33 protein-coding genes are annotated in these 22,848 nt (G+C 58.6%); 10 read left to right on the top strand and 23 right to left on the bottom strand.

Annotated features, from left to right (window positions below; all coding sequences use genetic code 11):
• Nucleotides 1–63: 63 nt before the first annotated feature.
• Both AAHB08_RS13005 and AAHB08_RS13010 read left to right on the top strand, forming a co-directional pair.
• Complete coding sequence (locus AAHB08_RS13005; RefSeq protein ID WP_342059155.1) at nt 64–1,830, top strand: terminase ATPase subunit family protein; 1,767 nt, start codon at nt 64–66, stop codon at nt 1,828–1,830.
• Nucleotides 1,827–2,870: a phage portal protein gene (locus AAHB08_RS13010; RefSeq protein WP_342059156.1), complete on the top strand. Its 1,044-nt coding sequence runs from the start codon at nt 1,827–1,829 to the stop codon at nt 2,868–2,870. Before AAHB08_RS13005 ends, AAHB08_RS13010 begins: the two co-directional genes overlap by 4 nt.
• Nucleotides 2,871–3,292: 422 nt before the next feature.
• Here the strand turns inward: AAHB08_RS13010 and AAHB08_RS13015 are convergent, their stop codons facing one another.
• From AAHB08_RS13015 to AAHB08_RS13025, 4 genes are all read right to left on the bottom strand, one after another.
• Entirely contained in the window at nt 3,293–4,354 is a 1,062-nt protein-coding gene (locus AAHB08_RS13015; protein WP_342059157.1) for a hypothetical protein, read from the bottom strand.
• A 218-nt stretch (nt 4,355–4,572) separates the two neighbouring features.
• Entirely contained in the window at nt 4,573–5,175 is a 603-nt protein-coding gene (locus AAHB08_RS13020; protein ID WP_342059158.1) for a P22AR C-terminal domain-containing protein, read from the bottom strand.
• A gap of 87 nt (nt 5,176–5,262) precedes the next feature.
• Complete coding sequence (locus tag AAHB08_RS21160) at nt 5,263–5,508, bottom strand: ash family protein (RefSeq protein WP_422836334.1); 246 nt, start codon at nt 5,506–5,508, stop codon at nt 5,263–5,265.
• A gap of 174 nt (nt 5,509–5,682) precedes the next feature.
• Nucleotides 5,683–5,916 carry a hypothetical protein gene (locus tag AAHB08_RS13025; protein WP_342059159.1) on the bottom strand — a complete coding sequence of 78 codons (234 nt, stop codon included), beginning with the start codon at nt 5,914–5,916 and terminating at the stop codon, nt 5,683–5,685.
• A 213-nt stretch (nt 5,917–6,129) separates the two neighbouring features.
• Between AAHB08_RS13025 and umuD the strand changes: the two genes are divergently transcribed.
• Together umuD and umuC are read left to right on the top strand one after the other, a co-directional pair.
• Nucleotides 6,130–6,552, top strand: a complete 423-nt coding sequence (gene umuD / locus AAHB08_RS13030) for a translesion error-prone DNA polymerase V autoproteolytic subunit (RefSeq protein WP_342059160.1) — start codon at nt 6,130–6,132, stop codon at nt 6,550–6,552.
• Nucleotides 6,549–7,826: a translesion error-prone DNA polymerase V subunit UmuC gene (umuC, locus tag AAHB08_RS13035; protein WP_342059161.1), complete on the top strand. Its 1,278-nt coding sequence runs from the start codon at nt 6,549–6,551 to the stop codon at nt 7,824–7,826. The genes umuD and umuC overlap by 4 nt, the downstream gene beginning before the upstream one ends.
• 8 nt (nt 7,827–7,834) lie before the next feature.
• Here the strand turns inward: umuC and AAHB08_RS13040 are convergent, their stop codons facing one another.
• The 14 genes from AAHB08_RS13040 to AAHB08_RS13105 all read right to left on the bottom strand — a co-directional run bounded on the left by AAHB08_RS13040 (nt 7,835) and on the right by AAHB08_RS13105 (nt 14,376).
• The gene (locus AAHB08_RS13040) at nt 7,835–8,173 is read right to left on the bottom strand and encodes a hypothetical protein (RefSeq protein ID WP_342059162.1); all 339 of its coding nucleotides are present in this window, start codon (nt 8,171–8,173) and stop codon (nt 7,835–7,837) included.
• A gap of 1 nt (nt 8,174) precedes the next feature.
• Nucleotides 8,175–8,387 (bottom strand): hypothetical protein, encoded by a 213-nt coding sequence (locus AAHB08_RS13045; protein ID WP_342059163.1) that lies wholly within the window; start codon nt 8,385–8,387, stop codon nt 8,175–8,177.
• A 14-nt stretch (nt 8,388–8,401) separates the two neighbouring features.
• The gene (locus tag AAHB08_RS13050) at nt 8,402–10,783 is read right to left on the bottom strand and encodes a replication endonuclease (protein ID WP_342059213.1); all 2,382 of its coding nucleotides are present in this window, start codon (nt 10,781–10,783) and stop codon (nt 8,402–8,404) included.
• Entirely contained in the window at nt 10,783–11,106 is a 324-nt protein-coding gene (locus AAHB08_RS13055; RefSeq protein ID WP_342059164.1) for a hypothetical protein, read from the bottom strand. Before AAHB08_RS13055 ends, AAHB08_RS13050 begins: the two co-directional genes overlap by 1 nt.
• A 113-nt stretch (nt 11,107–11,219) precedes the next feature.
• Nucleotides 11,220–11,426: a hypothetical protein gene (locus AAHB08_RS13060; RefSeq protein WP_342059165.1), complete on the bottom strand. Its 207-nt coding sequence runs from the start codon at nt 11,424–11,426 to the stop codon at nt 11,220–11,222.
• On the bottom strand, nt 11,423–11,740 hold the full coding sequence (locus AAHB08_RS13065; protein ID WP_342059166.1) for a hypothetical protein: 318 nt from the start codon (nt 11,738–11,740) through the stop codon (nt 11,423–11,425). The genes AAHB08_RS13060 and AAHB08_RS13065 overlap by 4 nt, the downstream gene beginning before the upstream one ends.
• Nucleotides 11,737–12,027, bottom strand: a complete 291-nt coding sequence (locus AAHB08_RS13070) for a hypothetical protein (protein ID WP_342059167.1) — start codon at nt 12,025–12,027, stop codon at nt 11,737–11,739. The genes AAHB08_RS13065 and AAHB08_RS13070 overlap by 4 nt, the downstream gene beginning before the upstream one ends.
• Nucleotides 12,024–12,419: a hypothetical protein gene (locus AAHB08_RS13075; protein ID WP_342059168.1), complete on the bottom strand. Its 396-nt coding sequence runs from the start codon at nt 12,417–12,419 to the stop codon at nt 12,024–12,026. Before AAHB08_RS13075 ends, AAHB08_RS13070 begins: the two co-directional genes overlap by 4 nt.
• Nucleotides 12,420–12,483: 64 nt before the next feature.
• The gene (locus AAHB08_RS13080; RefSeq protein ID WP_342059169.1) at nt 12,484–12,927 is read right to left on the bottom strand and encodes a hypothetical protein; all 444 of its coding nucleotides are present in this window, start codon (nt 12,925–12,927) and stop codon (nt 12,484–12,486) included.
• Nucleotides 12,928–12,942: 15 nt separating this feature from the next.
• On the bottom strand, nt 12,943–13,164 hold the full coding sequence (locus AAHB08_RS13085; protein ID WP_025327434.1) for a hypothetical protein: 222 nt from the start codon (nt 13,162–13,164) through the stop codon (nt 12,943–12,945).
• Nucleotides 13,161–13,385 carry an ogr/Delta-like zinc finger family protein gene (locus tag AAHB08_RS13090; protein ID WP_025327433.1) on the bottom strand — a complete coding sequence of 75 codons (225 nt, stop codon included), beginning with the start codon at nt 13,383–13,385 and terminating at the stop codon, nt 13,161–13,163. Before AAHB08_RS13090 ends, AAHB08_RS13085 begins: the two co-directional genes overlap by 4 nt.
• A gap of 8 nt (nt 13,386–13,393) precedes the next feature.
• Nucleotides 13,394–13,900 (bottom strand): phage regulatory CII family protein, encoded by a 507-nt coding sequence (locus AAHB08_RS13095; RefSeq protein ID WP_342059170.1) that lies wholly within the window; start codon nt 13,898–13,900, stop codon nt 13,394–13,396.
• The gene (locus AAHB08_RS13100; RefSeq protein ID WP_139437424.1) at nt 13,893–14,162 is read right to left on the bottom strand and encodes a regulator; all 270 of its coding nucleotides are present in this window, start codon (nt 14,160–14,162) and stop codon (nt 13,893–13,895) included. Before AAHB08_RS13100 ends, AAHB08_RS13095 begins: the two co-directional genes overlap by 8 nt.
• A gap of 25 nt (nt 14,163–14,187) precedes the next feature.
• Nucleotides 14,188–14,376 (bottom strand): Cro/CI family transcriptional regulator, encoded by a 189-nt coding sequence (locus AAHB08_RS13105; RefSeq protein WP_139437422.1) that lies wholly within the window; start codon nt 14,374–14,376, stop codon nt 14,188–14,190.
• Nucleotides 14,377–14,505: 129 nt separating this feature from the next.
• On the opposite strand from AAHB08_RS13105, the gene AAHB08_RS13110 reads away from it, so the two are divergent.
• The 5 genes from AAHB08_RS13110 (at nt 14,506) to AAHB08_RS13130 (ending at nt 18,747) form a co-directional block, all read left to right on the top strand.
• A complete protein-coding gene (locus tag AAHB08_RS13110; RefSeq protein ID WP_342059214.1) occupies nt 14,506–15,183 on the top strand; it encodes a LexA family protein in 678 nt (225 codons plus the stop codon).
• A gap of 113 nt (nt 15,184–15,296) precedes the next feature.
• Complete coding sequence (locus AAHB08_RS13115; protein WP_342059171.1) at nt 15,297–16,184, top strand: BRCT domain-containing protein; 888 nt, start codon at nt 15,297–15,299, stop codon at nt 16,182–16,184.
• 24 nt (nt 16,185–16,208) lie between these two features.
• Complete coding sequence (locus tag AAHB08_RS13120; protein ID WP_342059172.1) at nt 16,209–16,907, top strand: hypothetical protein; 699 nt, start codon at nt 16,209–16,211, stop codon at nt 16,905–16,907.
• Between the two features lie 394 nt (nt 16,908–17,301).
• Complete coding sequence (locus AAHB08_RS13125; protein ID WP_342059173.1) at nt 17,302–18,357, top strand: site-specific integrase; 1,056 nt, start codon at nt 17,302–17,304, stop codon at nt 18,355–18,357.
• Between the two features lie 27 nt (nt 18,358–18,384).
• Nucleotides 18,385–18,747 (top strand): DUF7079 family protein, encoded by a 363-nt coding sequence (locus tag AAHB08_RS13130; RefSeq protein WP_342059174.1) that lies wholly within the window; start codon nt 18,385–18,387, stop codon nt 18,745–18,747.
• A 576-nt stretch (nt 18,748–19,323) separates the two neighbouring features.
• Here the strand turns inward: AAHB08_RS13130 and AAHB08_RS13135 are convergent.
• The gene (locus tag AAHB08_RS13135; protein WP_342059175.1) at nt 19,324–19,473 is read right to left on the bottom strand and encodes a hypothetical protein; all 150 of its coding nucleotides are present in this window, start codon (nt 19,471–19,473) and stop codon (nt 19,324–19,326) included.
• 241 nt (nt 19,474–19,714) lie between these two features.
• On the opposite strand from AAHB08_RS13135, the gene AAHB08_RS13140 reads away from it, so the two are divergent.
• Nucleotides 19,715–20,338, top strand: coding sequence for a glutathione S-transferase family protein (locus AAHB08_RS13140; protein WP_342059176.1), 624 nt, complete (start codon nt 19,715–19,717; stop codon nt 20,336–20,338).
• Nucleotides 20,339–20,554: 216 nt separating this feature from the next.
• Here the strand turns inward: AAHB08_RS13140 and AAHB08_RS13145 are convergent, their stop codons facing one another.
• From AAHB08_RS13145 to AAHB08_RS13160, 4 genes are all read right to left on the bottom strand, one after another.
• Nucleotides 20,555–20,803 (bottom strand): GlsB/YeaQ/YmgE family stress response membrane protein, encoded by a 249-nt coding sequence (locus AAHB08_RS13145; RefSeq protein ID WP_139437507.1) that lies wholly within the window; start codon nt 20,801–20,803, stop codon nt 20,555–20,557.
• Nucleotides 20,804–20,920: 117 nt separating this feature from the next.
• Nucleotides 20,921–21,649, bottom strand: a complete 729-nt coding sequence (gene lpxH / locus AAHB08_RS13150) for a UDP-2,3-diacylglucosamine diphosphatase (protein ID WP_342059177.1) — start codon at nt 21,647–21,649, stop codon at nt 20,921–20,923.
• Nucleotides 21,646–22,359 carry a DUF4269 domain-containing protein gene (locus AAHB08_RS13155; RefSeq protein WP_342059178.1) on the bottom strand — a complete coding sequence of 238 codons (714 nt, stop codon included), beginning with the start codon at nt 22,357–22,359 and terminating at the stop codon, nt 21,646–21,648. The genes lpxH and AAHB08_RS13155 overlap by 4 nt, the downstream gene beginning before the upstream one ends.
• On the bottom strand, nt 22,349–22,846 hold the full coding sequence (locus AAHB08_RS13160) for a peptidylprolyl isomerase (protein WP_025327420.1): 498 nt from the start codon (nt 22,844–22,846) through the stop codon (nt 22,349–22,351). The genes AAHB08_RS13155 and AAHB08_RS13160 overlap by 11 nt, the downstream gene beginning before the upstream one ends.
• Nucleotides 22,847–22,848: the final 2 nt, after the last annotated feature.

The following is a 22,848-nucleotide window of genomic DNA, read 5'->3' on the forward strand; positions in this document are numbered from 1 at the left end:
GTGCGGCGCTGGCACATTGGCGCGGGGGCGTTTGGAGCAGTAGCGGCTGGGTAGACTGGCGCCATGACAGCACCCTTACTTTTCCCCCATATCGAACCCCGCAGGCAGGCCATGCACCTGTACTTTCAGGGGTACAAGATCCGAGCCATTGCGGAGCTGCTGGCGACCCCGGAGGGGACGGTCGGCACCTGGAAATCCCGCGACGGCTGGGATGACATCAAACCCATCGACCGGGTCGACTTCGCCATCGAGGCGCGGATGTGCCAGCTGATCGCCAAAGAGGTGAAAACCGGTGGTGATTTCAAGGAGATTGACCTGCTGGGCAGGCAGTTGGAGCGCATCGCCCGGGTCAACAAATACAGCAAGGGCGGCAACGAGGCCGACCTCAACCCCAAGGTGGCGAACCGCAACAAGGGGCCGAAGAAGGCCCCCGAGCGCAACGTGGTGGAGCCCGAACAGCAGGAGCGGCTGATCGAGCGCTTTGAGTCGACCATGTTCGATTACCAGCGGGTCTGGTATGAGGCGGGCAAGCAGCATCGGCGGCGCAACCTGCTCAAATCGCGCCAGATTGGGGCGACCTACTTCTTTGCCTTCGAGGCCTTCATCGACGCCCTGGTCACCGGGCGCAACCAGATTTTCCTGTCGGCCAGTAAATCGCAGGCCCACATCTTCAAGCAGTACATCATCCAGTTTGCCAACGCAGAAGGGGTGGAGCTCAAGGGCGACCCCATGGTGCTGCCGAACGGGGCGCACCTCTACTTCCTCGGCACCAACGCCCGCACCGCCCAGGGCTACCATGGCAACATCTACATGGACGAATACTTCTGGATCCATGGCTTTGCGGATTTTCGCAACGTGGCCAGCGGGATGGCGATGCACAAGAAGTGGCGTCAGACCTACTTCTCCACCCCCTCCAGCCTCTCCCATCCGGCATACAAATTCTGGTCGGGTGAGGAGTTCAACAAGGGCAGACCCAAGGCCGACCAGATCAAGTTTGACTTGAGCCACGCCCACCTGACCGGCGGCAAGCTCGGTGGCGATGGCCAATGGCGCCAGATCGTCACGGTGGAAGATGCGGTGCGCGGCGGCTGCGACCTGTTCGACATGGCCCAATTGCACAGTGAGTATTCCGAGGAGCGCTTCCGCAACCTGCTGATGTGCGAGTTCATGGACGACACCTCGAGCGTCTTCCCGCTCGCCACCCTGCAGCGCTGCATGGTCGACAGTTGGGAGCTGTGGGACGACTACAAACCCTTTGCTCTGCGCCCCCTGGGCAACCGGTCTGTGTGGATCGGCTATGACCCGGCCAAAGGCGGGCAGGGGGATAGCGCAGGCTGCGCCGTGCTGGCCCCGCCGGCGGTACCGGGCGGCAAGTTCCGGGTGCTGGAGCGCCACCGCTGGAGCGGGATGGACTTCGACGCCCAGGCGCGGGCCATCAAGGCCATGTGCGATCGCTACAACGTGGGCTACATCGGCATCGACACCACCGGGATCGGGGAGGGGGTTTATCAGTTGGTGAAGCAGTTCTACCCGGCAGTGACCGCCATCCAGTACAACCCGAGCGTGAAAATCCAGATGGTGATGAAGGCCCAGGATGTGATGAACAAGGGGCGGCTGGAATTTGACAGCGGAATGACCGATCTGGCCCAGGCCTTCATGAGCATCCGCCGCGCCGTGACCGCGGGCGGCAAGATGCCGACCTTTGAGGCGAGCCGCTCCGACGAAACCAGCCACGCCGACATTGCCTGGGCAACCATGCAAGCCCTGTTACATGAGCCGCTGGCAGGTGCCACCGGTGCCAATACCAGCATGATGGAGATTTTCGCATGAGAAAGCGCCGCCCACAGCGCCATACCTCGCCGGTGACGGCGACCCAGAAACCCGGCGAGGCCATCGAGGCGTTCAGCTTTGGCGAGCCGGTGCCCGTCTTATCGCAACGGGAAGTGTTCGACTACCTGGAGGCCATGCACAACGGCCGCTGGTACGAGCCGCCCCTCTCCCTCAATGGGCTGTCCCGGGTCTATCGGGCCGGGGTGCATCACGCCTCGGCCATCCAGGTTAAGCGCAACATCCTGCGCTCCTGCTTCATCCCGCACCCGAAACTGAGTCTGGCCGCCTTCACCGGCCTGGTGCTGGACTACCTCATCTTCGGCAACGGCTACCTGCAGGCGGTGCAGAACCGGCTCGGCGGGGTGCTGCGCTATGACCACCTGCGTGCCAAGTACACCCGGCGCGCGCTGGATCTGAACCAGTATTGGTGGATTGCCCAGCCCGGCCAGGAGCAGGCCCTGCCCGCAGGCGGGGTGGGCCACGTGATGGAGGCCGACATCAATCAGGAGATCTACGGCATCCCCGACTATGTTGGCGGGCTCAACTCCACCCTGCTCAACGAGTCGGCCACCCTGTTCCGCCGCCGCTACTACGAGAACGGCAGCCACGCGGGCTTCATCATGCACATCACCGACGCGGTGCAGAACGAGGGCGACATTGCCAAGCTCAAAGAAGCCCTGCGCCAGAGCAAGGGCCCCGGCAACTTCCGCAACCTCTTGCTCTACACCCCGGGCGGCAGCAAGGACGGGGTCAAGCTGATCCCGGTAGCCGAAGTGGCCGCCAAGGATGACTTCCTCAGCATCAAGAACGTGAGCCGGGATGACCAGCTCGCCAGCCACCGGGTGCCGCCCCAACTGATGGGGGTCATGCCCAACAGCACTGGCGGCTTTGGCGATGTGACCAAGACCGCCCTGGTGTTCGACATCAACGAGATAGACAGCATCAAGGCCAGCTTGCTGGCGCTCAATGACTGGGCGGGGGAGGAGATCATCCGGTTCAATCCCTACCGACTGTCAGATCTGACAGGGCAGGCGGCATAGGCGAGGCTAGAGTTACACCGAGCACCTGGAGTCTGTGTGTGCCCGAATGGCTTAAGAAAAGCCCCCTCACCGAGGGGGCTTTGTTTTGTCTCTCATCTGACGGTCTGAGCACTCCGCTGCTGCATCGACCAGCTTCCCGCGCCCAGCGTCACCCCTGATCCTCGAGCATCCTCTCAGAGCGGCAGGCGCCGCCTGCCGACCCCTGCCAGCACCGCTGGCGCGCAATCGGGACCCCGCCTCGCCTGCGCGCTTCCTGTGTCGATTTCCATTCGAGTGAAAGACTGCTGGCTACCTACTGCTCCCCGCGCCAGCGCTGGCCGCGCGGGGGATACCGGATCCTTTTTGCGATCCTTCATTTTCCGTCAGATCCATTCAATATTGGAGCTAAGCTTTTTAGGCAAACTATATGTAGATATTATTAGTCATGGGTAAAAAGGGTATTCATATGCGATTAGTGCAGCAGACTTAGTTCGAATCACAGGCTCTAGCATCATGAAACTGTCTACAAATGAAGGATAGTTATTCTCGCATCCATTATTTTCAAGATGCTTTTTCTTGATGTCTTTAAGGTCAAATTTTTCTTTGAAATATTCATGGTAATTTTTTTGGCATTCATTGATTTTTTTCTGTAGATCCTTGGTCTTATCATTATTTGATCGTGTTAATTCTCGCATGTAATACTCGGTGTCAATAATATCTCCTTTATTAATTTGTGAGAAACGCTCTAAACGGTCATTTTTATTCTTTACTTTTTGTGAAAATGGATAGTAGTTACCATAACCGAAATATGCTAATACTGGAATGTTTTTGAAAGGGCCAAAACTGCACATTGCAAACTGCATATGAATTTTTTCTGTATCCAAAAATGCTGTGAATTTTTTCTTGTCAATTTTCTCCCCTGAGTCATCAAGAACGTCATAAAGGTGACTTGAATCACCACCCATAAAAATACTTTCAAACTCATTGAACTGCATCTCGTAGAGGAGCTTGATCAGGCTTTGGGGAGATTTTGTTGTTCTAAACATGCCCTTATGGTTGACCGAAGGCTCAACGGAATTGCTAAATTCTTTATAAACCTCTTCGATTCCTCCAGTTAACTGTAAGTGGTAATTAATATGTGCTTCGTAACGCTCAAAGAATTCAATATCCAAAACATTTTCTAGGGTTATATTTTTTTCCCTTAGCTTTGTTGATAGGTAGCTATATTCATCTGGCATTTTTTTTGTGACTTTAGTATCTACCTGGATATCATTAGGAATGTTTGTAATAATTACAGAGCCATTTCTTCTTTTTGTAATTTTGGGGGACTCATTGATTTTAATAGGATCTATGTCATTTTTACCATAGAAGTAATCTAAGTGAGGAAAAGTTTTTCCATGAATGCATCTAACTATGTCAGATTGATCCGGATATTCATCTCCATTCGATATATAGTTTATATACCATGCTACCGCAGACTCTAAGTCATATACTCCGAGTTCCATTACTGCTCCTGGTTCTTTATTAAAGTTAAAGGACTTACAAATAAAATAAATTTTTTGTTAGTTTCTTGGTTTGTGTTGAACGTCTAAATTTATTAATTTCCATTGAGGCCCCTGTAATTGGGCAACATTCAATTCTTTATGGATGGTACTCGTTTGAAGTTTCCAGGTCACGCATCGAGGTGCGTGACCTGTCACAATTACCAACTTTTTGCTATTGACTAGCGGTGCAGGTGGGGGATCAACCTGTTCCAGTCGCGGTGGCTGTGGGTGGTGGGCTGCACATGGCGGGTCTTGTCGGCCAGGATGCGTTGGGCGGCGGCCAGGGTCATCGGGTATTCGTGGATGATGGAGTAGTAGGTGCCGGCTTCGCGGTGTTCGGCGACATCGAGCAGGGGATAGATGCGACGGGCGGCCCCCATCATGTAATCGGCGGCGCGCCAAAGCCACGCCAGCGAATGCAGCTCGTCGTCGGTCAGCACGGTGACGGGCTGCGGATGGGCGGCGGTTTCGCGGTCCAACACATCGAGCACCCAGCGGCGGAACTCCTTGGCGAGCGCGGTGCGGGAGAACATGGCGATCAGATGGGCGCCGCGCAAGGAGAAGATCCGAACCGGGATCTGCATGGGATTTCCCGGGACGGTCAAATTGACCGTCCCGGTCATGCAGGGGGTAAATTCGTCCGCATTACGGCGGTAGATGCGGCTCACTGCATCGTCGTTGGCATAGCCAAGAGCTTGGGCGATCTGGGTTGCGGTCAGCCAGGGTTGGCCGTGATGGGGGATAACGGTGAACTGGGTGTCATGGAAGCGGATGCTGTTCATGATGTGATTCCTCGAGTGAAAGAGTAATCGCCACCATCGACGCCAATCTTCTGGTGACGAACTGGACAGGGTTGGCGTACCGGGCACTCAAGGAAACCGGCGCCCCGAAGGGCCCCTGCCCAGCCCGCCATAACTGAAATTGCGGGTACAACTGGGCCGCACATAAAAAAACACGCGGGCGCGTGTTGTGCGCTTGAGTATGTTCGGGACGCCAATCCCGGCAACGGATTTTGCCGTTGCCCGCGCAGTATCGCGCAACAGCGCGACACCAATCAACCCCAATAGTCCCCGATGCTCCCTTTTTGTCCCTTTCCGACCCTCTGCGGCCCGCATCAGCGCTTATCAGGAAAAATCGGCACCATCACCCCGCCCAGCAGCACAACACCGTCGGCAGGGTAGCGGTTCTACACAAGGAAGGGGACGTTAGTTTCGGCAGGAGACATACACAGAGATAACAAGGGCCAAGGACGCAATAGCGCCTTTGGCCCGGTAGTATTCATTCTGGAATTACCAGCGTTCATCCACGATGACATTGCCCTCAAGGTCTGTTTGGCAAACATGTTGTTGTCTTTGAAGACCTCTCAAATTGGTGTGGTCGGTGTAAACCACTTCGCCTACAACTTCCCCATTTGGACTGAGAATCGATAGAGTCTCTATCTCTGTTTGGCCCATAGTCCCTTTGGTGCGAAAGTGTACCCGCTTCAAGGTTTCACCTGGGTTCATCTTGAGTTTATCTTTCACTAGTTCCTCCTAACGTTTCGTCATTAAAAAGCCAGTTGAATCATAACATTCTGACTCTATTGAGGGCTTGAACTTTAGCACAATGCTCTTGGGATAGGCTCGGATCTCCCTCTGCTACAGCGCCAGCGTAGACGGAGCCAAACGCCGCACGGTGATCCGATTTTGGCGCCTTGCTATACTGGTTATCCATACAGTTCTTTCGAGATTGCCAGCATGTTTGCTCAACCCGCTCCCGATGCTCCCTTGTTGGAGTTACCCCTGTTTCTCTCCCCGGTGGCCTGCGGCTTTCCGTCGCCGGCGCAGGACTACACCGAGCAGACCATCGATCTCAATCAGCTGTGTGTGGCCCACCCGGCGGCCACCTACTTCGTGCGGGCGGCTGGTGACAGCATGGTGGATCACGGGATCCGCGATGGTGACCTGCTGGTCGTCGACCGTAGTCGCAAGGCCAAGCATGGAAGCGTGGTGGTCGCCGCGGTCGATGGCGAGTTCACGGTGAAGAAGCTGCAGCTTGAGCCATCGGTGGCGCTACTGCCTGGCAACCCGGCCTATCAGCCCATCCATTTCAGTGAGGGGCAGGAGCTGGAAATCTTCGGGGTAGTGGCCTTTGTCGTGCACCAGGTGGATAGTCCATGAACAAGCGCTGCGCCGTTGCCCTGGTCGATGTGAACAACTTCTACGCCAGTTGCGAGCGGCTGTTTCGCCCTGACCTCAAGGGGCGGCCCATCGTGGTGCTCTCCAACAACGATGGCTGCGTGGTGGCCCGCTCGGCGGAGGCCAAGGCGCTCGGCATCAAGATGGGTGTGCCTTACTTCCAGATCCGACAGTTCTTCGAGGCCATGGGCGGGGTCTGGTTCTCCAGCAACTACGCCCTCTATGGCGATATGTCGAACCGGGTGATGACCATTCTGGAGGGGATGGCCCCGGCGGTGGAGGTCTATAGCATCGACGAGGCTTTTATCGAACTGAGCGAGTCCTGGGCGGGTGACCTGGTAGCCTATGGCCGCCAAATCCGCGAGCGGGTGCAGCAGTGGACCGGGTTGGTTGTTGGGGTCGGCATTGGCCCCACCAAGACGCTCGCCAAGCTCGCCAACTATGCCGCCAAGAAGTGGCCGGCCACGGGCGGAGTGGTCGACCTGCGGGATGAAGCGCGGCACGCACGGCTCATGGCGATCACCCCGGTGGACGAGATATGGGGCATTGGCCGGCGGCTGTCGGCCAAGCTGGAAGCGCAGGGCATCAAGACCGTGGCTGACCTGGTCGCCGCTGATCCCAAGGCACTGCGGCGCCGCTATGGCGTGGTGGTCGAGCGCACGGTGCAGGAGCTGCGGGGGATCCCCTGCGCCGAGCTGGAGCAAGAGGCCCAGGCCAAGCAGCAGATCATCTGCTCGCGCTCTTTCGGCGAGCGCATCACTCAGATAGGCCCCATGCACCAGGCGCTGGCCGGCTACATGGAACGTGCCGCCGAGAAGCTGCGGGGAGAGGGGATGTGCTGCCGGCACGTGACCCTGTTCATCCGCACCAGCCCATTCAGCAACCGGGAGCCCTATTACGGCAACCAGGTGAGCACCAAGCTGGCCACGCCCACCCATGACACCCGGGCCCTGCTGGCCCTGATCCCCGAGTTGCTCCCCCGCATCTGGCGCGACGAGCAGCGATACCAGAAAGGGGGTGTCATGCTGGCCGACTTCACCCCCGCCAGCATGCAGCAGGGCGACCTGTTCGCCGCACAGCAGCCATCCCCGCGCAGCGAGGCGCTGATGCAGGTCATCGACAAGATCAACCAGGGGCGGCTGGGGAAGGTCTACTTTGCGGCCCGCGGCCGCGACACCCGGGAGTGGATGATGAAGCGGGAGCAGTTAAGCCCCCGCTATACCACCGCGCTCGGCGAGCTGCCGGTGGTGAAGTAAGGACGTTATCATTTGGCAAACGCTCCCTGCCGCGCCCGAGTTGCCTTCCAAACCTGCTTGGGTGTTGGGCCGACAGGCAGCACCCGCTTCGCCTTCTTCGGTGGGGTGATGGTGTCGACCTCGCCTTGGTAGAACGGGAACCAGTCATCCTCAAACCGGATGACCCGTTCCATCCGGTCGAGCAGCAAATCGCAGAAATGGCGGTCAGTGGCCGGCATGCTGTCGAGTGTGCTGGTGATGGTGGAACGACCCGCCGATCCCGGTGGGTGCTGCTGGAGGAGTGGCCAGAGCCGCTGACAGAGCGGCAGCAGGCGCTCCACGTCGGCGCGGGGGATGATGTCCTGCACGTTATTCCCCCTCTGCATAAGGCGACCATGTTTCTCTGGGTTCCTCTGGCTTTGGAAATTCGTATTCGTCTGGATTGAAGGTGGGGTTAAGCCATTCGCGGGCACCAGGGTTGGCCTTGTCGTAGTGGCAGCCCTCGGCAATCCACAGTTTCTTTCCGGTGCTCTGACATACGATGGTGCCAGTCCAGAGCATGCGGGCGGGTTTCTTCTTCATACAAACCTCCTTAGTTAAAGGCCCCAGCGTTGGCGGGCTGCTGCGATTTCTGCTTCATGGCGTTTGTTATCTGCTACTAGCCAGTCCACGCGGGCCTGCTCCGGTTCGGTGGGCTGGTAACTGGCCCGGTCCTCTTCGTCATCCAGCAGGCGGGTGAAGATGGCGAACGCCACTTCGGCCTGCGCCAGCGGCAGGGCGGCCAGCCATTCCGTGACGTTGCCGCCGGAGTGCATCAGCTCGCGGGCCTGCTGTTTCAGCTTGTCGTTGCTGGCAGCCCGCTTTCTGGCCTGCTCTGCCTCGACCTCGGCAGTCAGCTGGTCGGCCACGGCATCGCCCGCACCCGGCCAGGTGCGGCTCACAATCAGCCGATCGCCGACCAGTCGCACATATTGGCCGTCGGCGTGGACGATGCTGCCGTGCTGTAGCAGGGCGGCGTTGCTCTCATCAAGCCCCATTCGGACCAGCTCTTTAGCCAGAGTGGATCCTTTCACCCCCGATTTGGATCCTTCCGTACAGTTATTGACAGAACTCCGAGGGGTGCGGCTGCCGCCGCCTGAGGGCAACTCGCTGCGCTCGCCCACTGCAAGCTCGCGCTGCTCGCCCAAACCCGACCCGTTGACCCCCTTGCGCACTATCTGCCAGCCCTCGGTGCGGGTGATGGCGGTGGTCTGGCCGATGTCGGTGATCACCCCCATCAGGCGCAGCACATCCTCGCCATACTTGTTGGCGGCTTCATCGAGGCGCTTGGAGAGGCGGATCAGGTGCTCTTTGCGGGGCAGTTCAATGCCGCCCATGGCGTCGATAAAGTCGCCCCAGCGGTTGTTGTCGGCGGCGGTGCGGGCGGCTTCCAGGATGCAATCCCACTCGATTACCTCGTCACCCAAGCGGCGCAGTTCGCGCCATACGCTCACAGCAGGGCCGCCTATCTGCTGAAACTGGCGTATACGCCAGCAGCTCGCCCAGGCCGCCACCGCGATGGTGGTGTGGTCTACTGGGGCCTCGGCCTCGTAGTCCATCCCCACCTTGTGGCCGTCGATGTTCTTGGCGATGTACTTGGCGATGTAGCCGGTGGCGCTGCCCTTGGTCGGGTCGATCTCCTTCCAGTTCACCCGTGGGTTGATGGCATTGACCACCGCCGGGCTATTCACATCCATTAGCCACTTGATGCGCGGCATCTTGTTGCGGATTTTCAGCTCGGCTAGCGCGTCGAGCTGGTCACCGTTGGGCATCTTGAGCTCGGCCCGTTCTGCGGCGGTGAAGTGGTAGGCGAGCAGAGTCAGAAAGTCACGCTGGTGTTCCGGGTTGATAAACAGCAGGCAGTGCCAGTGCGGGGTACCGTCGTGATGCGGTTCCACCACCCGAAAGCCGAAGGCCATGATCCCCTCGCGGGCCAGTGCCGCCCGAAAGCGGGCCCACTGCTTGCACAGCAGGCGGTTGGTGTCGGTCGGGCAGGCGCCGTTGAACTTCTCGTTCTGGTAGGTCTTCGCCTTGTCTTTGCTGCCCTGGCGCCAGGCGTGATAGCTGGATGGGGCGGTCAGGGTCAGGAACAGGCCCTGCTTGCCCTGCTCCTGCGCCATGTCTTCAAAGCCCCGCATGCGCACCATCAGCTCATGCCGACGGATCGCCGGATTGGCGACCGACGCCATGATGGCGTCAGCCAAGTCGATCTCTTGTCCCAGCTCTTCGTTGACGGCGCTCATGCCTGCCATCCATGCCTGTTGTGCTGCCTTGCGCTGGGTGAACTCACGTACCGCGTGGGCGCTGGCGTAGGGGCTAACCCCCTTTCGCACCTGGCCGGTGAGGATGGCAATCAACTCACAGTAGATGGCCCAGGCACGGTTGATCTTGCGCAGCCACCAGGATTCATCGAGCAGGCGCACCAGCAGGCTGGCGGCGGCCCCTTCGAACTTGTCCACCTCGTCTGCCAGGTCGTCCCGCTCTTCTTGGCTGAGGGGGCGGCCCAGCAGGCGCTCCACCTTGGTGCGCGGGTGAGTTGGTAGGGGAGGGCAGAAGTGCCAGGCCTTGGCCTGGGCCCCGATATCGGCCAGCAGCTCGGCGGCGGTGCGCTCATGGCCCACCGCCGTCAGCAATTGTTGGCAGCGACGGGCCCACTCGGCGGCAACCAGCTCGCGGCGCACATCGTTGCGAAGATCAATCACCGGTACCGGAAACCGGCTCTGTGCGGCGGCACAGGCATCGACCATGCGGCGCAGCCAGATGTTGGCGGTCTTGGGGTTGGCCGGGTAGCGGCGCAGGAAGGTCGCGGCCAGCGGCTTGGCGACATGCCACTCGATGCGTGCCAGTTGCTCGGCAGCTCCGGCCATATTGATGGCGTGGTGCCCGACCAGATAGTGCTGGGGCAGCTGGATCCCGTGCAGGTTGGTGATGGCGTCCATTATTTGCACACCCCGCACTTGCCGTTCACATACTCGTTGGGTTGCAGGTAGCGGCCGCAGGTGGAGCAGGTCGGTACCATGTCGAGGGTGGCGAGCCGATCAGACCAGCAGGTGGCCTCGCAGAAAAACAGGCTGGTGAGCCGGTTGCCGACCAGGATGACCGGGCGCACATGGCCGAACTCGCCGCAGCAACTGCAGCGCATCGAGGGGCGAGCAGCAGGGGCTGCCTTCACCACGGTTTCACTGGCGGCGCGGGCCAGCGGCCAGCAGCGTTCAACACAGTAGGGGTAGGATCGGCGACCGTGCCGGCCAGCCACTGGCATGCAAACCGCGTTCTGGCGGCACTTGGTGCAGGGCTCCAGCGTCACGATATTGCTTTTTGCAGGGCGCACGACGCCCAAAGCCGGGGCAAGCCCGGCTGGTTTTTGGTGAGTCATTAGATGGCGCCTCCGTTGTATGACTGGCGCAGACGGGCGGCAGATTGGTGTTCGCAGCGGCGGGCCGCGCGCACCATGACCAGCAGGGTTTTGATATATCGGTGGGGGCGGCAGGGACGGCGACGGGCATCCAGTAACTCGAGTTGGTATTCCCGGCGGCGCGCGGCGTCGCTCAACAAGGCATCGAGCCAGAAGTCGTGGATCATCTGATGGTCTCCCCCAATCCGTGGAGTGGCTCACACTCGGCCCACCACTCGGCGATCTCTGTGGCCAGCGCGACTTCACCGCCACCCAGCGCCAGCCAATACACGGCGCGGATGGCGCCCAGGGCCAGCAGCTCCTGGGCGATGTTGCGGTTTCGGCGGGCATCACTGCCCGAGGTGTTGAACTCCTCCTGCGCTGCTTCCCAGTGCTTGGTCAGTGGGCTGACCGGCGCCGGCGGCTGCATATGGGCGGGACCCCATTCTATGGTGCCCAGAGCATCTTGCGGGGCTTCAAGCTCGAACAGGTCGTCAGTCACAGGGCACCTCCGTTGCAATGGCAGATGCCGAACAGTTCATAGGTCAGCGGACCCGGCGCGCCCTGCATAGTGATGCCGGTGCGAGCGACTTGGACCCTGTCACCACCCCGAACCCGGATTGTCACAGTGGCGACACCTTCCTCGACGATGAGGCCATCGACAGCTTTGAGCTGGGTGGTTCTGGCGCGCTGGATCACACGCTTGAAGGTCACCTTGTCCCCGCAGCGAAAGGCGGCGGGGTCTGGCAGGCGGTAGCGTCCGCACTGTTCACATTTCATGTTGCTCATGCGGCTACTCCCTTGGCCTTGGCGATGGCCGCTCTGGCTATGATTCCTGCCGATGACTGGTGGAACGGATCACATCCTGCGATTTCCTCCAGTGCTGCCAGCAATTCATGGGCGGCAGCGAAGGACTGCTGGAATATCACGGTGACGTCATGGCCGGGGGCCGCCATGTCCACGCCGATGATGTGCGGACGACTGCCACCCTGCAGGATCTCAAGGCGCTTGGTCAGCTCGGCGTAGAGGTCGAGCAGTGCAAGCTCGTCGGCCAGTTCGGCCAGCGCCTCAAGGCTCGCCTCGATGGCGAGGCTGTGACATGCCCCGAGCTGGGGGCGATGGGTATTAATGAGGCTGTTCGCGACTTTGCGGATCGCCTGTTCTGCTGTAAGATTGTTCATGAGGTTTTCCTCGCTGATTGATTGAAAGCCCCGCTGGTGCGCCAACACCGATAGCGGGGTTTTTTTATTGGCCGTTCCCGGCTGCCTTTCTCAGTGCCGCGATGCGGCCCTCCAATATGCCGGCCTGCTCGTTGAGCTCGGCCCGGCGCTTGTTCTCGTGTTCTGCCTGTTCCTGCTCGCTGCGGGTCGGCCCCTCGCTGCGGCGGGTGGTACGGTGCCACTCCTGGCGGTGCAGCACAGACCCGTCGAATTCCCGCAGGGTCGCCAGCAGCTCCCCCAGGGCAAGGCGGATGGCCTCTTGCTGCTCAAAATCGAACTGATCCAGCTCGCGCCCGGCCAAGGTGGTCGATAACCCGGCGGCGTAACAGATAACGGCGCGGGCCCGGGTCGGCAGGCGTGACCAGCGGCTGGCCGTCCCATTGCGGCCGAATTGGGCACGCATCTCTGCCAGCGCCCGGTCTGCGGCGCTGGGTTGCTGAACGAGCTCGAAAACCTGTGCGGTGTTCATGGAGTGGCCCTCCGGTTATGCCTGCAGCAGCCTGGTCAGCCAGCGCGGGCGAGATTGGCGACACGGCTGGAAGCGCAGCGCGCCACGGCGGCCCTGGCTGTCTTCCAGATAACTGCCGTCGAAACGGGTGGTGTTGCGCATCACCGGCTCGTCGCCGCTGGCAACGACAGTGGCGCGGGTGAACAGCAAAAACGGCAGCGGGATCAGCCCCGCTTGTTCGGCGCGAAGTCTGCTCATTGGGCCACCGCCTTCACCCTGCGGGGGACCATGGGCAGCACAATGGCCGGGTTGGGCATGGCACTGGGGCTGATGGTCGCGATGATCTCGAACCCCGCCTTGAAGGTGTGGCCGCACTCCACATTGCTGCACTGGTAAGTGGCAATCCCGCACAGCGGGCTCATCCGGGTAGAGGTACGCGTACTGGCGCGGGATCCGCAGTGGGGGCATATCAGTCTCATGAAATCTCCTAAGCCCCGGCCGCCATGCGCGCGATATCCAGCGCACAAGACAGAGAGGGGATGGCTTGGTATTTGTGCTCGATCTCGGTGATCAGAATGGCGAGGTTGCCCATGGCCGCCGTCGCCGCACCGACCAACGCATTGCGTTGTCCCTTGGTCACGCGGCCGCTCTCCACCACTGTCAGCGCCTGTGCGCCGAGCCCGGCCACCTTGGCCGTGGTGTCGATCACCTGATGGGCCAGGCTGGGGGCTTTCTCTCGTTCGGGGATGGCAATCGCCGTCAGCCCACACTCAAACAGCAACCCGTCGAGCAGGGTTTCGTCGCCGGTGGCGTGGAAGAGAGCCACCAGATCCCGGGCGGTCAACTGATGGGATTGCTCGGGGTTGAGCTTGTTGCGCAGCATCTGAACGTTGATGCCAGCCGCACGGGCCACCTCAGCCAGGGAATGGCTGGCGGCAAAGCGCGAACAGGCGGAGTCGAAGTGCGGGTGTTTGCTGCTTGCCTGTTCAAACATGGTGTTCATCCTTCTGCTTGCGCGACACTCTGGGACGACGCACAGGGGCAGGAACAGGCTCCAGACCCGGCTGATTCATGGCCTGCTGGGTGTAAAGCACCAGATTGATCAGCACTTTTTCAGCGCGGCCCTGCTTGGGCATGATGGGAATGCGCCCGGCCCGCACGTAGTTCTCCACCGTGCGCTGGGTCAGGCCGGTGCGCTCGGAGAAGCTCTCGACCGTGCAAACCGGGGTATCGATATGGATGGGGGCGATGATCATGGATGGTTGCCTCCTGCGGTATGAATTACGCGCGGCCTTGCGCGGCGTGGGGCTGATTGGCTTTCAACTGGCCGCCGGTCAGTAGCTCAATCTGGTAAGCGCGGCCTTGGGGGATGGTGTCACCCCACTGAGAAACAGACTGAGGCTTGATACCGAGGGCGGCAGCTAACTGAACAACGCCACCGTAGTGTTTTATGGCTTCATTCTTTTTCATTTTCTTACGTTCCCAGATGAGTTGACTTACCTAATGGAAGAGAATGTAAGCTCGCCTACTGGCGAAAGCAACAAAAACTTACCAAAAAAGGAAGTAAAAACTCCGGAGTCGTTCTGTAAGATAACTTACATGAACATACATTCGCGCATAAAATCACAACGACTAGTCCACGGCTTGACCCAAGAATCCTTGGCTAAAAAGCTGGGGATAAACCGTGTCTCTGTAAGCCAATGGGAGCGGGGGGACACCTCACCCAAAGGTAACAACCTGGTTAGGCTTGCTGAAATTCTCGGCGTAAAGCCAGAATGGTTGCTCTTCGGGGGAGATGCAGTTGGGGGGGCAGGGACAAACCTGGCTGGTTATCACAACGTCGAGCCAGCGGTGATTCCCCAGGGGAATCGCATCCCGATCCTCAGTTACGTTCAGGCTGGGAACTGGCGCGAGATTTGTGAGCAGGCCACCACCTTTGATGGCAATGTCGAGTATGTGACGGCCAGCGTCGATATCGGGCCCTGTGGCTTTGGTCTCTGGATCCGGGGCCATTCCATGACCCCGATGTTCAACGAAGGGGACCTGGTCATCATCGACCCCGATGAACAACCACGGCCGGGCGACTATGTCGTCGCCAAGAACGGCAGCGAAGAAGCCACCTTCAAGAAGTACCGGCCCCGCGGCATCGATGAGAGTGGGCAAGATGTCTTCGAACTGGTGCCCCTCAACGACGATTTCCCCACCATGCACTCCGACCGGCAGCACATCGAAATCATCGGCGTCATGGTAGAACACCGAATTTTTAGAAAAAGATAAACAGGGCGCTAATGCGCCCTGTTTTTGTATCCGTTGCCAGCTTATAGCCACGCCAAGACGAAAATAACATTGGACGACATGCTTGGGCTGCAAAAACGTTTTGGGGAGAAAACATGCCAGAGTTCAATGATGTGCCGATGTCATTTGGTTACAAGCGCAATAAGCAGAAAGCCCTGATCAGCCTTCACGGCATTTTGAGCGGTATCACTGCCGATCAGCGTCTCAACGATACTGAAGTCCTCTTTATGGCAACTTGGTTGAAATCGGATTCCGAGTTCAAAAAAGATGGTGATTTCCTCGATATTCAAGATCTCATCCATGACGTTCTCGAAGACGGTGTTATCACTGCAGATGAGAAAGAAGACCTGCTGAACCTACTCAACGATGTGTTGCAGTACAACGAAATTGAGCACGACAACATGGATGCGTTGGTTAACATGCTGCTTGGTTTCCTGCAGGGCATCAGCGCTGATAGCAACATTGTTGAGCAAGAAATACTCGCGCTCAGTTCGCTGCTGCTCAAGCATCGTGACCTGCTTGCCTCATGGCCGGGTAGTCTGCTGTTCAATCGTCTCAACGATATTCTGGCCGACGGTAAGATCACTGAAGACGAGCGCGAAGATCTGTTGGAGCTGGTCAAGCAGATCTCCGGCCAACGCTTCACAGAATCAGGCCTTGCAGCGGGAATGGCGACCGAGTTCTTTGCCGATGGAAGTGTGATGAGTCTTCGAGGAAAAACAGTCTGCTTCACCGGTAAGTTCCTCTCCGATACCCGTCACAACCTTGAGCAACAAGCAAAGATGCTTGGCGCTTCACCAGTGAAGGGGGTTACTACGCATCTTAATGTACTGATCGTCGGAAGTCTCGCCAGCCGTGATTGGATGTTCACCAGCCATGGACGCAAGATTGAAGCCGCCATCAAGGCGAAGGAAAAAGGATGTGATATTCAAATCATTAATGAAGAAGAGTGGTTACGTATCAGGGTATCGCTAGTAGATTAATATTTACATTATTGAGGGGATAGTATGTTATTTGATGGCGATTTCATTGAACATGTTTTAGATAATCCATATGTGGGCATTCCTGAAGCTTGTAAGGAAATTGAAAATCAACTTGAAATAATAAATAATCCTGAAATTTGGACTGAGGAAGAACATGAGGTCTTATGGGAGGGGGCATCATTTATTAACTTGGTTATACAAGAAAAAGGGCATGATGATGAAGGGCTTACTTTTCCTGAAGCTACATCTGACATTAACGAGAATTGTGTAAATCTTAAATCTTACCTCGGTGAAGTAAAAAGTAAATACAACAAGTATTTACTGAAAGATAAAATAAGTGAATACACCCAACGTTATAGTGATGTTTTTAAGAAAGTATTCGCATATGAGTTCTCTCAAGGTGACTTGGAAAGAGTGCAGTTGTTAATAAATGAGTTGAGAACACATATATCTGAAAGTAACAGCCTAGAGCAAAAGCATCGTCAGCGTCTTTTAAAAAGGCTAGAGCATTTACAATCTGAGCTGCATAAACGGATATCGGACCTTGATCGTTTCTGGGGACTGGTTGGAGATGCTGGGGTTGTGCTTGGTAAGCTAGGTACTGATGCAAAACCAATAGTAGATAGAATTAAAGAAATTGCTGAAATAGCTTGGAAAACTCAGGCTAGGGCGGAAGAACTACCAAGTAGTTCGTCCAATCCAATGCTTGGTAAGTCTGAGTGATATTAGATGTTGTCTTATATTAACATTATAATTTATGTCAGTTGATAAATGAGATGGTATCAGTTAAAAACTGATACCTATCTAATGTTTTATAAATAAATTATCGCTATCTGCTCTATTACTCCCACCATCCCCAGTTGGGTGGGAGCTTGAGTTCCTAGGGAGTGAACTAGCGGCCAACAATAATTGGGCTGGTATCAGGGTAATGCCCTCATTTTCAGGCCCATGTCTTCTGCTGTATTGCCGAGCAGCGGCTGGACTGGACAGATCGGTCGATTTGAATGCAGAGTTTGGCCTAAGTTCATTCCTTTATGTTTATTGCAGCTTCGCTCAAACCCTGCTAACAGTTGCTTATGTGCTGTATATAATTACAGTTATCTGTGAGAGGGGGACTATGGCAGTAAGAAAACAAACATCGGGAAAGTGGCTGGTCGAAATTTATCCAGAGGGACGGCCTGGCAAGGCAAACCCCAGCGCACCACGGATCCGCAAACAGTTCGCTACCAAGGGCGAAGCGCTAGCGTTCGAGCGCTTTATGCTGGATCCGGACAAGAGCAAACCCTGGCTGGAAGGGCAGATGGCGCCCAGCGATGAACGGCATCTCTCCGATCTGGTCGAACTCTGGTTTGGTCGCCATGGTCAGAGCCTGCGTGATGGCGAGGCCCGCAAGTCCAAGCTGCTGACGATATGCCATGCCTTGGGGGATCCGCTGGCGGTCAATTTCTCCGCCCGCGACTTTGCCGCCTACCGTGAAGCCCGCCTTTCGGGTGATATCACCGACCGACGCGCCATCAACCAAGAGAAGCAGGGCGTCACCCCCAACACGGTCAATCGCGAACATGCCTACCTGCGAGCGGTGTTCAACGAGCTGAAAAGGCTAGGGGAGTGGCAGGGGGAAAACCCCCTCGATGGGCTGCGGGCCTACAAGGTGGCAGAGGCCGAGCTGGCCTTTCTCTACCCTGACGAACTCAAGCGCCTAATGGCCGCCTGCGCCGAGAGCCCAAACCCCGATCTGCTGATGGTGGTGAAGCTGTGCCTCGCTACCGGCGCCCGCTGGTCTGAGGTGGAAGAGCTGACCCAGTCCCAGGTATCCCCCAATCGCGTCACCTTCACCCGCACCAAGAGCAAGAAGAGCCGCAGCGTGCCCATCAGCCCCGAGCTGTATGCCCAGTTGCCGAGAAAGCGAGGCCGCCTGTTTGGTGACTGCTACCGCGCCTTCGAGATGGTGGTCGAACGGGCAGGGCTGGAGCTGCCACCGGGGCAGAATACCCACGTTCTGCGCCACACCTTCGCCAGCCATTTTATGATGAACGGCGGCAACATTCTGGTGCTGCAGAAGATACTCGGCCACTCCACCATCGCCATGACCATGCGCTACGCCCATTTCGCCCCCGACCATCTGGAAGATGCGGTGAGGTTGAACCCGTTGGCCGTCTGTGGTGTAAATTGAAGCCACTTGGCCCTGTGGAGCTTGAGAGTGGAACAGCTATTGTCAGACATCGATCTGTGCGAAGCGCTATCGGACCTCTTCGTCGATAACGAGGTCGATTACGACTACATCGCCAGGGTGGCGAGGGCTTTTCCTGTTACTCATGTGGAGAGAGTCTTGTTCGAATGGGTGGCGCCGGTCTGTTACACCAACACCCTGGCACCCGTGCCGCCGATCTGGACCGGTTTTGAACGTGACTCACTTTGGGCAGAGATCCAGAGCTTGCTGGCAAGAGAGGCCAAGGCCGGGTTTGCCAAGAAACTGTCCATCAGGCTCAGGCAGTTTTATCTGAGGCGGCTGTTTGCGGAAGAGTGGCGCAGGCTGTCGGCGCTGCTGGCGGAGAAGGGATAAAAGTGGCGACAGAGTGGCGACATATTTTTTAATGGGTGGTCGTTTTTAACCATCATTGGTTTTATAACTCGTTGATTTTTATGTAAGTGACTGTTTTCACAAGGGGGCATATCAGATTTAAAATCCCTCGACGTTCGCGTCGTGCCGGTTCGATTCCGGCCTCGGGCACCAGTTATTGAAGAAAGCAATCAAAGAGTTACCAAGGCCACTAGCGATAGTGGCCTTTTTGTTTTTCCTCCGTGTCCACCCTTGATCCAGATGGCGCTGTTCTGCCTCTCCCTGGGTCACTGTGCCCGTGGTCGGCGGGCAGGGCATCTCGGGCACCAGTTATTGAAGAAAGCAATCAAAGAGTTACCAAGGCCACTAGCGATAGTGGCCTTTTTGTTTTTCCTCCGTGTTTACCCTTGATCCAGATGGCGCTGTTGTGCGCCTCCCGGGTCACAGTGCCCGTGGTTGGCAGGCAGGGCATCACCGATTGGCGAGACGAAAAGCGCCGGCGGGTTACCGGCGCTGTCTGGTCTTGTCGTATTCGACGTTGGGGCTTGGCTGAGCCTCGGTTTGCAGGAGATGGCCCGGCTAATAGGTCAGGTAGCTGCTGCCACCCCCGCTCTTGCCGCCGGCGTTGCTGCCATCGTCCCCGGTCGGGGGAGGCCCTGCACCGTTGGAGGAGGCGCAGGCAACCAGCATGAGCTGCGCTGCTATCAGGCAGATTTTCCATATTTTCATGATGTTGTCCTTTACTGCTTCGCCTGTCCCGCGGCCGCTCTGAAGGCGTCGGTCAAACCGGACACGCAAGCATGAGTTTAGTCCACCACCTCTTTTTCATTCGTGGCTCACCCCTCTCGTGCCAGGTTCCCGTGCGGCCCCATTGGTTCGTTCCATGGGGCTGCCGTGGTCATGGCTCTGCCCCTTGACCGGCGCCGTCCCCCTGATGGAAGCTGGGCCCTTCTCACACAAGGATGAAGATATGGTACGGATCCTGGGCAAGGCGTCGTCAATCAATGTGCGCAAGGTGCTGTGGAGCTGCGCCGAGCTGGATCTCCCTTTCGAGCGGGAGGAGTGGGAGAGCGGTTTTCAGTCCACCCGGAGCGCCGAGTTTCTGGGGCTGAATCCCAACGGTATGGTGCCGGTCATGAGGGATGGGGACTTCACCCTGTGGGAGTCCAACAGCATCATCCGATATCTGGCGACGCGCTATGGTGACGGCTCGCTCTATCCCGCCGAGGCGCGGGCGAGGGCCAGGGTCGATCAATGGATGGATTGGCAGTCGTCGGATTTGAACCGCGCCTGGAGCTACGCCTTCATGTCGCTGGTGAGGCTCTCCCCCGTCCATCAGGACAGTCAGGCGATTGCGGCGAGTTGTGCCGAGTGGTCCGGATACATGCAGATCCTGGACAGACAGCTCGAGGCCACCGGCGGCTATGTGGCCGGGAGCCGCTTCTCGCTGGCGGACATTCCCATCGGCCTGTCGGTGAATCGCTGGTTCCATACGCCCTTCGATCGCCCGCCACTCGCGGCGGTGAGCGATTACTACGCGCGCTTGAGCGAGCGCCCCGGTTTCTGTCTGTATGGCAATAACGGGATGCCATAGGCGGCAGTGCGAGATCGGCCGCAGGGCCGCAGCTGCCGACCTCGATTGGTCAGCGCCTCGCGCCAGAACTTCGGCGCCTGGCAGGGCGACTTGTCCTGTTAGCGGGCGCCTGGGGCGAAAGGCGCGGCTCGCCCATAAAAAAATCCGAAACCCAAGGTTTCGGATCCTGGCCCGGGGGCATACACAGAGAGTGCTGAAAGAAGCGGGCTCAGCCGCTCAGCTGCGGATCTTGTTGTAGACAAACAGCACTATCAAGGCACCCACGGTGGCGATAAGGATGCTCGGCAGGTTGAAGCCGGTGACCGTCCCCATGCCCAGCAGGGTGCTCACATAGCCACCCACCATGGCGCCGATGACCCCCAGGATCACCGTCATAAAGAAACCGCCCCCATCCTTGCCCGGCATGATCCATTTGGCCAGGATGCCGACGATCAATCCCAATACAACCCAGGTCAGAAATCCCATCATTTCGTCCTCATTTGTGTGCACAGACACAGAGTATATGCAGGGTTCGGCGTTGCATCCTGCCCGGGGAGGGGACAGACATTGTCATATGGGCATCCCTCATCCTGAGGGCGAGCGTCACTCGGGAAGGGGGCGACTCTCGAGCCGCTGGCCCTGCGGGGAGCAGCTCAGCACGGATCCCTGCTCGAACCAGTCTCCCAGCACGATGCGCCGTGCCGGTTTGCCGTCCAGCACGAAGTCATGGACGGCGGGCCTGTGGGTGTGGCCATGAATAAGCAGCCGGCAGCCATGCTGGCGCAGCAGGGCATCGACCGCCGCCGGGGTCACATCCATGATGGTCTGTGGCTTGCCGGCATTTTCCATCTGGCTCTGGCCCCGCATCCTGCAGGCGATGATCTGGCGGCGGGCCAGCGGCAGGCGCAGGAAGAGCCAGCGCAGCCATTTGAGCTGGGTGATGCGGCGAAACTTCTGATAACCCTCATCCAGGGTGCAGAGCAGGTCCCCGTGGCTCAGCAGCACCCGCTCGCCGTAGAGATCGATGACGCAGGGGTCGCCGAGCAGCGTCATGCCCGCCCGTTTGGCGAAGGCCTTGCCCAGCAGGAAGTCGCGGTTGCCGTGGATGAAGTAGATGGGCACGTCCTGTCGGCTCAGGGCGAGGAAAGCCTCGGCCACCTGGCGGTGGAGCGGGTTGGGATCGTCGTCGCCAATCCAGAATTCGAACAGATCACCCAGCACATAGAGGGCATCGGCCTTGGGGGCGTCGCGCTCGAGAAAACGCACCAGTGCGGCTGTCATGTCGGGCCGCTGGGCGCACAGGTGAAGGTCACTGATAAAAAGGGTGCTCATGATGTGGGATGAGTGCTCTTGATGGGGTCCGGGCTGAGGGGGGCAGGGGAGCCTGCCGGCGTGGGCGAGTCGCACTGGGATGGGGCCTGCCAGTGGAGCGCGGCAAGGTCGCGCCCCTCCAGGGTCAGCAGCGCGGCGTAAGGATCGCCGCCAAGCCCAAGCAGACGGCAGATGGCGGCCTCTCCCTTGAGCCCTGCCTCGAGGCGAAGGCGCAGCACGGCCTGATAGAAGTCGTGGCCAAAGTGCCCCAGCAGGGCGGCCATCAGGCTGAGGTGACGCCAGCCGTTGAGCGTCTCGAGCCGCGCCGGGGTGACATAGAGCTCCACCGGCCAGCGCGCCTGGTCCGGGCCTGTCAGGGTCTGCTCCATCAGCCACACCTGGTTCCCCTTGTCGCTGGCCGTCCAGCCCTGCTCGCGCAAGAGGGCGGCGAGGCGCGCGGGCTCAGGGTGCTGGCAGAGCACATCGAGATCGCTGCCGGGCCGATCGAGCCCGATGGCGACTGTGCTCACCAGGGCCAGGTCCTGGCACAGGCGCTCAAGTGCATCCCACATACCACTGCTTAGCAGGGCGTGGGCGGAGCGCTGACGGGGATTGCCCCGGGCCAGGTAGTCGAGGCGGCGCCAGTTGACCGGGGTGCCCTGCGCAGATGGAAAAACTGCGGCCGGGGCCGCAGTTGTGTCAGTGCCGAGGAGGCGACAATCACTCAGCAAGGGTCACCTTGGTGATCACCACGTCTTCGGTCGGCACGTCCTGATGCATGCGGCCGTAGTTGCCGGTCTTGACGCCCTTGATCTTGTTGACCACGTCCATGCCGGCGGTGACTTCACCGAACACGCAGTAGCCGAAGCCCTGGGTGGTGGGGGACTTGAAGTCCAGGAAGTCGTTGTTGTTCACGTTGATGAAGAACTGGGCGCTGGCGGAGTGCGGCTCGCTGGTGCGGGCCATGGCGATGGTGCCAATCTTGTTGGACAGGCCGTTGGCCGCCTCGTTCTTGATGGAGGCGCGGGTCTCTTTCTCTTCAAAGCCAGGAGCATAGCCGCCGCCCTGGATCATGAAGCCGTCGATGACGCGGTGGAAGATGGTGTTGTCGTAGTGACCGTCACGGCAGTATTGCAGGAAGTTGGCCACGGTCTCGGGGGCTTTTTCCGCGTTCAGGGTCAGGGTGATGTCGCCGTGGTTGGTGTGCAGAGTAACCATGA

The sequence above is a fragment of the Aeromonas sp. OTU364 genome (genome assembly GCF_038440395.1).
Classification (GTDB): domain Bacteria; phylum Pseudomonadota; class Gammaproteobacteria; order Enterobacterales; family Aeromonadaceae; genus Aeromonas.

Excerpts from the sequence above, each read along its gene's own strand:
- AAHB08_RS13160 (WP_025327420.1), bottom strand. The coding sequence starts at position 22,846 with ATGGTTACTCTGCACACCAACCACGGCGACATCACCCTGACCCTGAAC.
- AAHB08_RS13010 (WP_342059156.1), top strand. The coding sequence starts at position 1,827 with ATGAGAAAGCGCCGCCCACAGCGCCATACCTCGCCGGTGACGGCGACC.
- AAHB08_RS13095 (WP_342059170.1), bottom strand. The coding sequence starts at position 13,900 with ATGTTTGAACAGGCAAGCAGCAAACACCCGCACTTCGACTCCGCCTGT.
- AAHB08_RS13080 (WP_342059169.1), bottom strand. The coding sequence starts at position 12,927 with ATGAACACCGCACAGGTTTTCGAGCTCGTTCAGCAACCCAGCGCCGCA.
- lpxH (WP_342059177.1), bottom strand. The coding sequence starts at position 21,649 with ATGAGCACCCTTTTTATCAGTGACCTTCACCTGTGCGCCCAGCGGCCC.
- AAHB08_RS13105 (WP_139437422.1), bottom strand. The coding sequence starts at position 14,376 with ATGAAAAAGAATGAAGCCATAAAACACTACGGTGGCGTTGTTCAGTTA.
- AAHB08_RS13125 (WP_342059173.1), top strand. The coding sequence starts at position 17,302 with ATGGCAGTAAGAAAACAAACATCGGGAAAGTGGCTGGTCGAAATTTAT.
- AAHB08_RS21160 (WP_422836334.1), bottom strand. The coding sequence starts at position 5,508 with ATGCGGGCCGCAGAGGGTCGGAAAGGGACAAAAAGGGAGCATCGGGGA.
- umuC (WP_342059161.1), top strand. The coding sequence starts at position 6,549 with ATGAACAAGCGCTGCGCCGTTGCCCTGGTCGATGTGAACAACTTCTAC.
- AAHB08_RS13085 (WP_025327434.1), bottom strand. The coding sequence starts at position 13,164 with ATGAGCAGACTTCGCGCCGAACAAGCGGGGCTGATCCCGCTGCCGTTT.
- umuD (WP_342059160.1), top strand. The coding sequence starts at position 6,130 with ATGTTTGCTCAACCCGCTCCCGATGCTCCCTTGTTGGAGTTACCCCTG.
- AAHB08_RS13145 (WP_139437507.1), bottom strand. The coding sequence starts at position 20,803 with ATGGGATTTCTGACCTGGGTTGTATTGGGATTGATCGTCGGCATCCTG.
- AAHB08_RS13070 (WP_342059167.1), bottom strand. The coding sequence starts at position 12,027 with ATGAGCAACATGAAATGTGAACAGTGCGGACGCTACCGCCTGCCAGAC.
- AAHB08_RS13075 (WP_342059168.1), bottom strand. The coding sequence starts at position 12,419 with ATGAACAATCTTACAGCAGAACAGGCGATCCGCAAAGTCGCGAACAGC.
- AAHB08_RS13005 (WP_342059155.1), top strand. The coding sequence starts at position 64 with ATGACAGCACCCTTACTTTTCCCCCATATCGAACCCCGCAGGCAGGCC.
- AAHB08_RS13115 (WP_342059171.1), top strand. The coding sequence starts at position 15,297 with ATGCCAGAGTTCAATGATGTGCCGATGTCATTTGGTTACAAGCGCAAT.
- AAHB08_RS13110 (WP_342059214.1), top strand. The coding sequence starts at position 14,506 with ATGAACATACATTCGCGCATAAAATCACAACGACTAGTCCACGGCTTG.
- AAHB08_RS13055 (WP_342059164.1), bottom strand. The coding sequence starts at position 11,106 with ATGCCAGTGGCTGGCCGGCACGGTCGCCGATCCTACCCCTACTGTGTT.
- AAHB08_RS13135 (WP_342059175.1), bottom strand. The coding sequence starts at position 19,473 with ATGAAAATATGGAAAATCTGCCTGATAGCAGCGCAGCTCATGCTGGTT.
- AAHB08_RS13015 (WP_342059157.1), bottom strand. The coding sequence starts at position 4,354 with ATGGAACTCGGAGTATATGACTTAGAGTCTGCGGTAGCATGGTATATA.
- AAHB08_RS13140 (WP_342059176.1), top strand. The coding sequence starts at position 19,715 with ATGGTACGGATCCTGGGCAAGGCGTCGTCAATCAATGTGCGCAAGGTG.
- AAHB08_RS13120 (WP_342059172.1), top strand. The coding sequence starts at position 16,209 with ATGTTATTTGATGGCGATTTCATTGAACATGTTTTAGATAATCCATAT.
- AAHB08_RS13090 (WP_025327433.1), bottom strand. The coding sequence starts at position 13,385 with ATGAGACTGATATGCCCCCACTGCGGATCCCGCGCCAGTACGCGTACC.
- AAHB08_RS13045 (WP_342059163.1), bottom strand. The coding sequence starts at position 8,387 with ATGAAGAAGAAACCCGCCCGCATGCTCTGGACTGGCACCATCGTATGT.
- AAHB08_RS13060 (WP_342059165.1), bottom strand. The coding sequence starts at position 11,426 with ATGATCCACGACTTCTGGCTCGATGCCTTGTTGAGCGACGCCGCGCGC.
- AAHB08_RS13020 (WP_342059158.1), bottom strand. The coding sequence starts at position 5,175 with ATGAACAGCATCCGCTTCCATGACACCCAGTTCACCGTTATCCCCCAT.
- AAHB08_RS13100 (WP_139437424.1), bottom strand. The coding sequence starts at position 14,162 with ATGATCATCGCCCCCATCCATATCGATACCCCGGTTTGCACGGTCGAG.
- AAHB08_RS13050 (WP_342059213.1), bottom strand. The coding sequence starts at position 10,783 with ATGGACGCCATCACCAACCTGCACGGGATCCAGCTGCCCCAGCACTAT.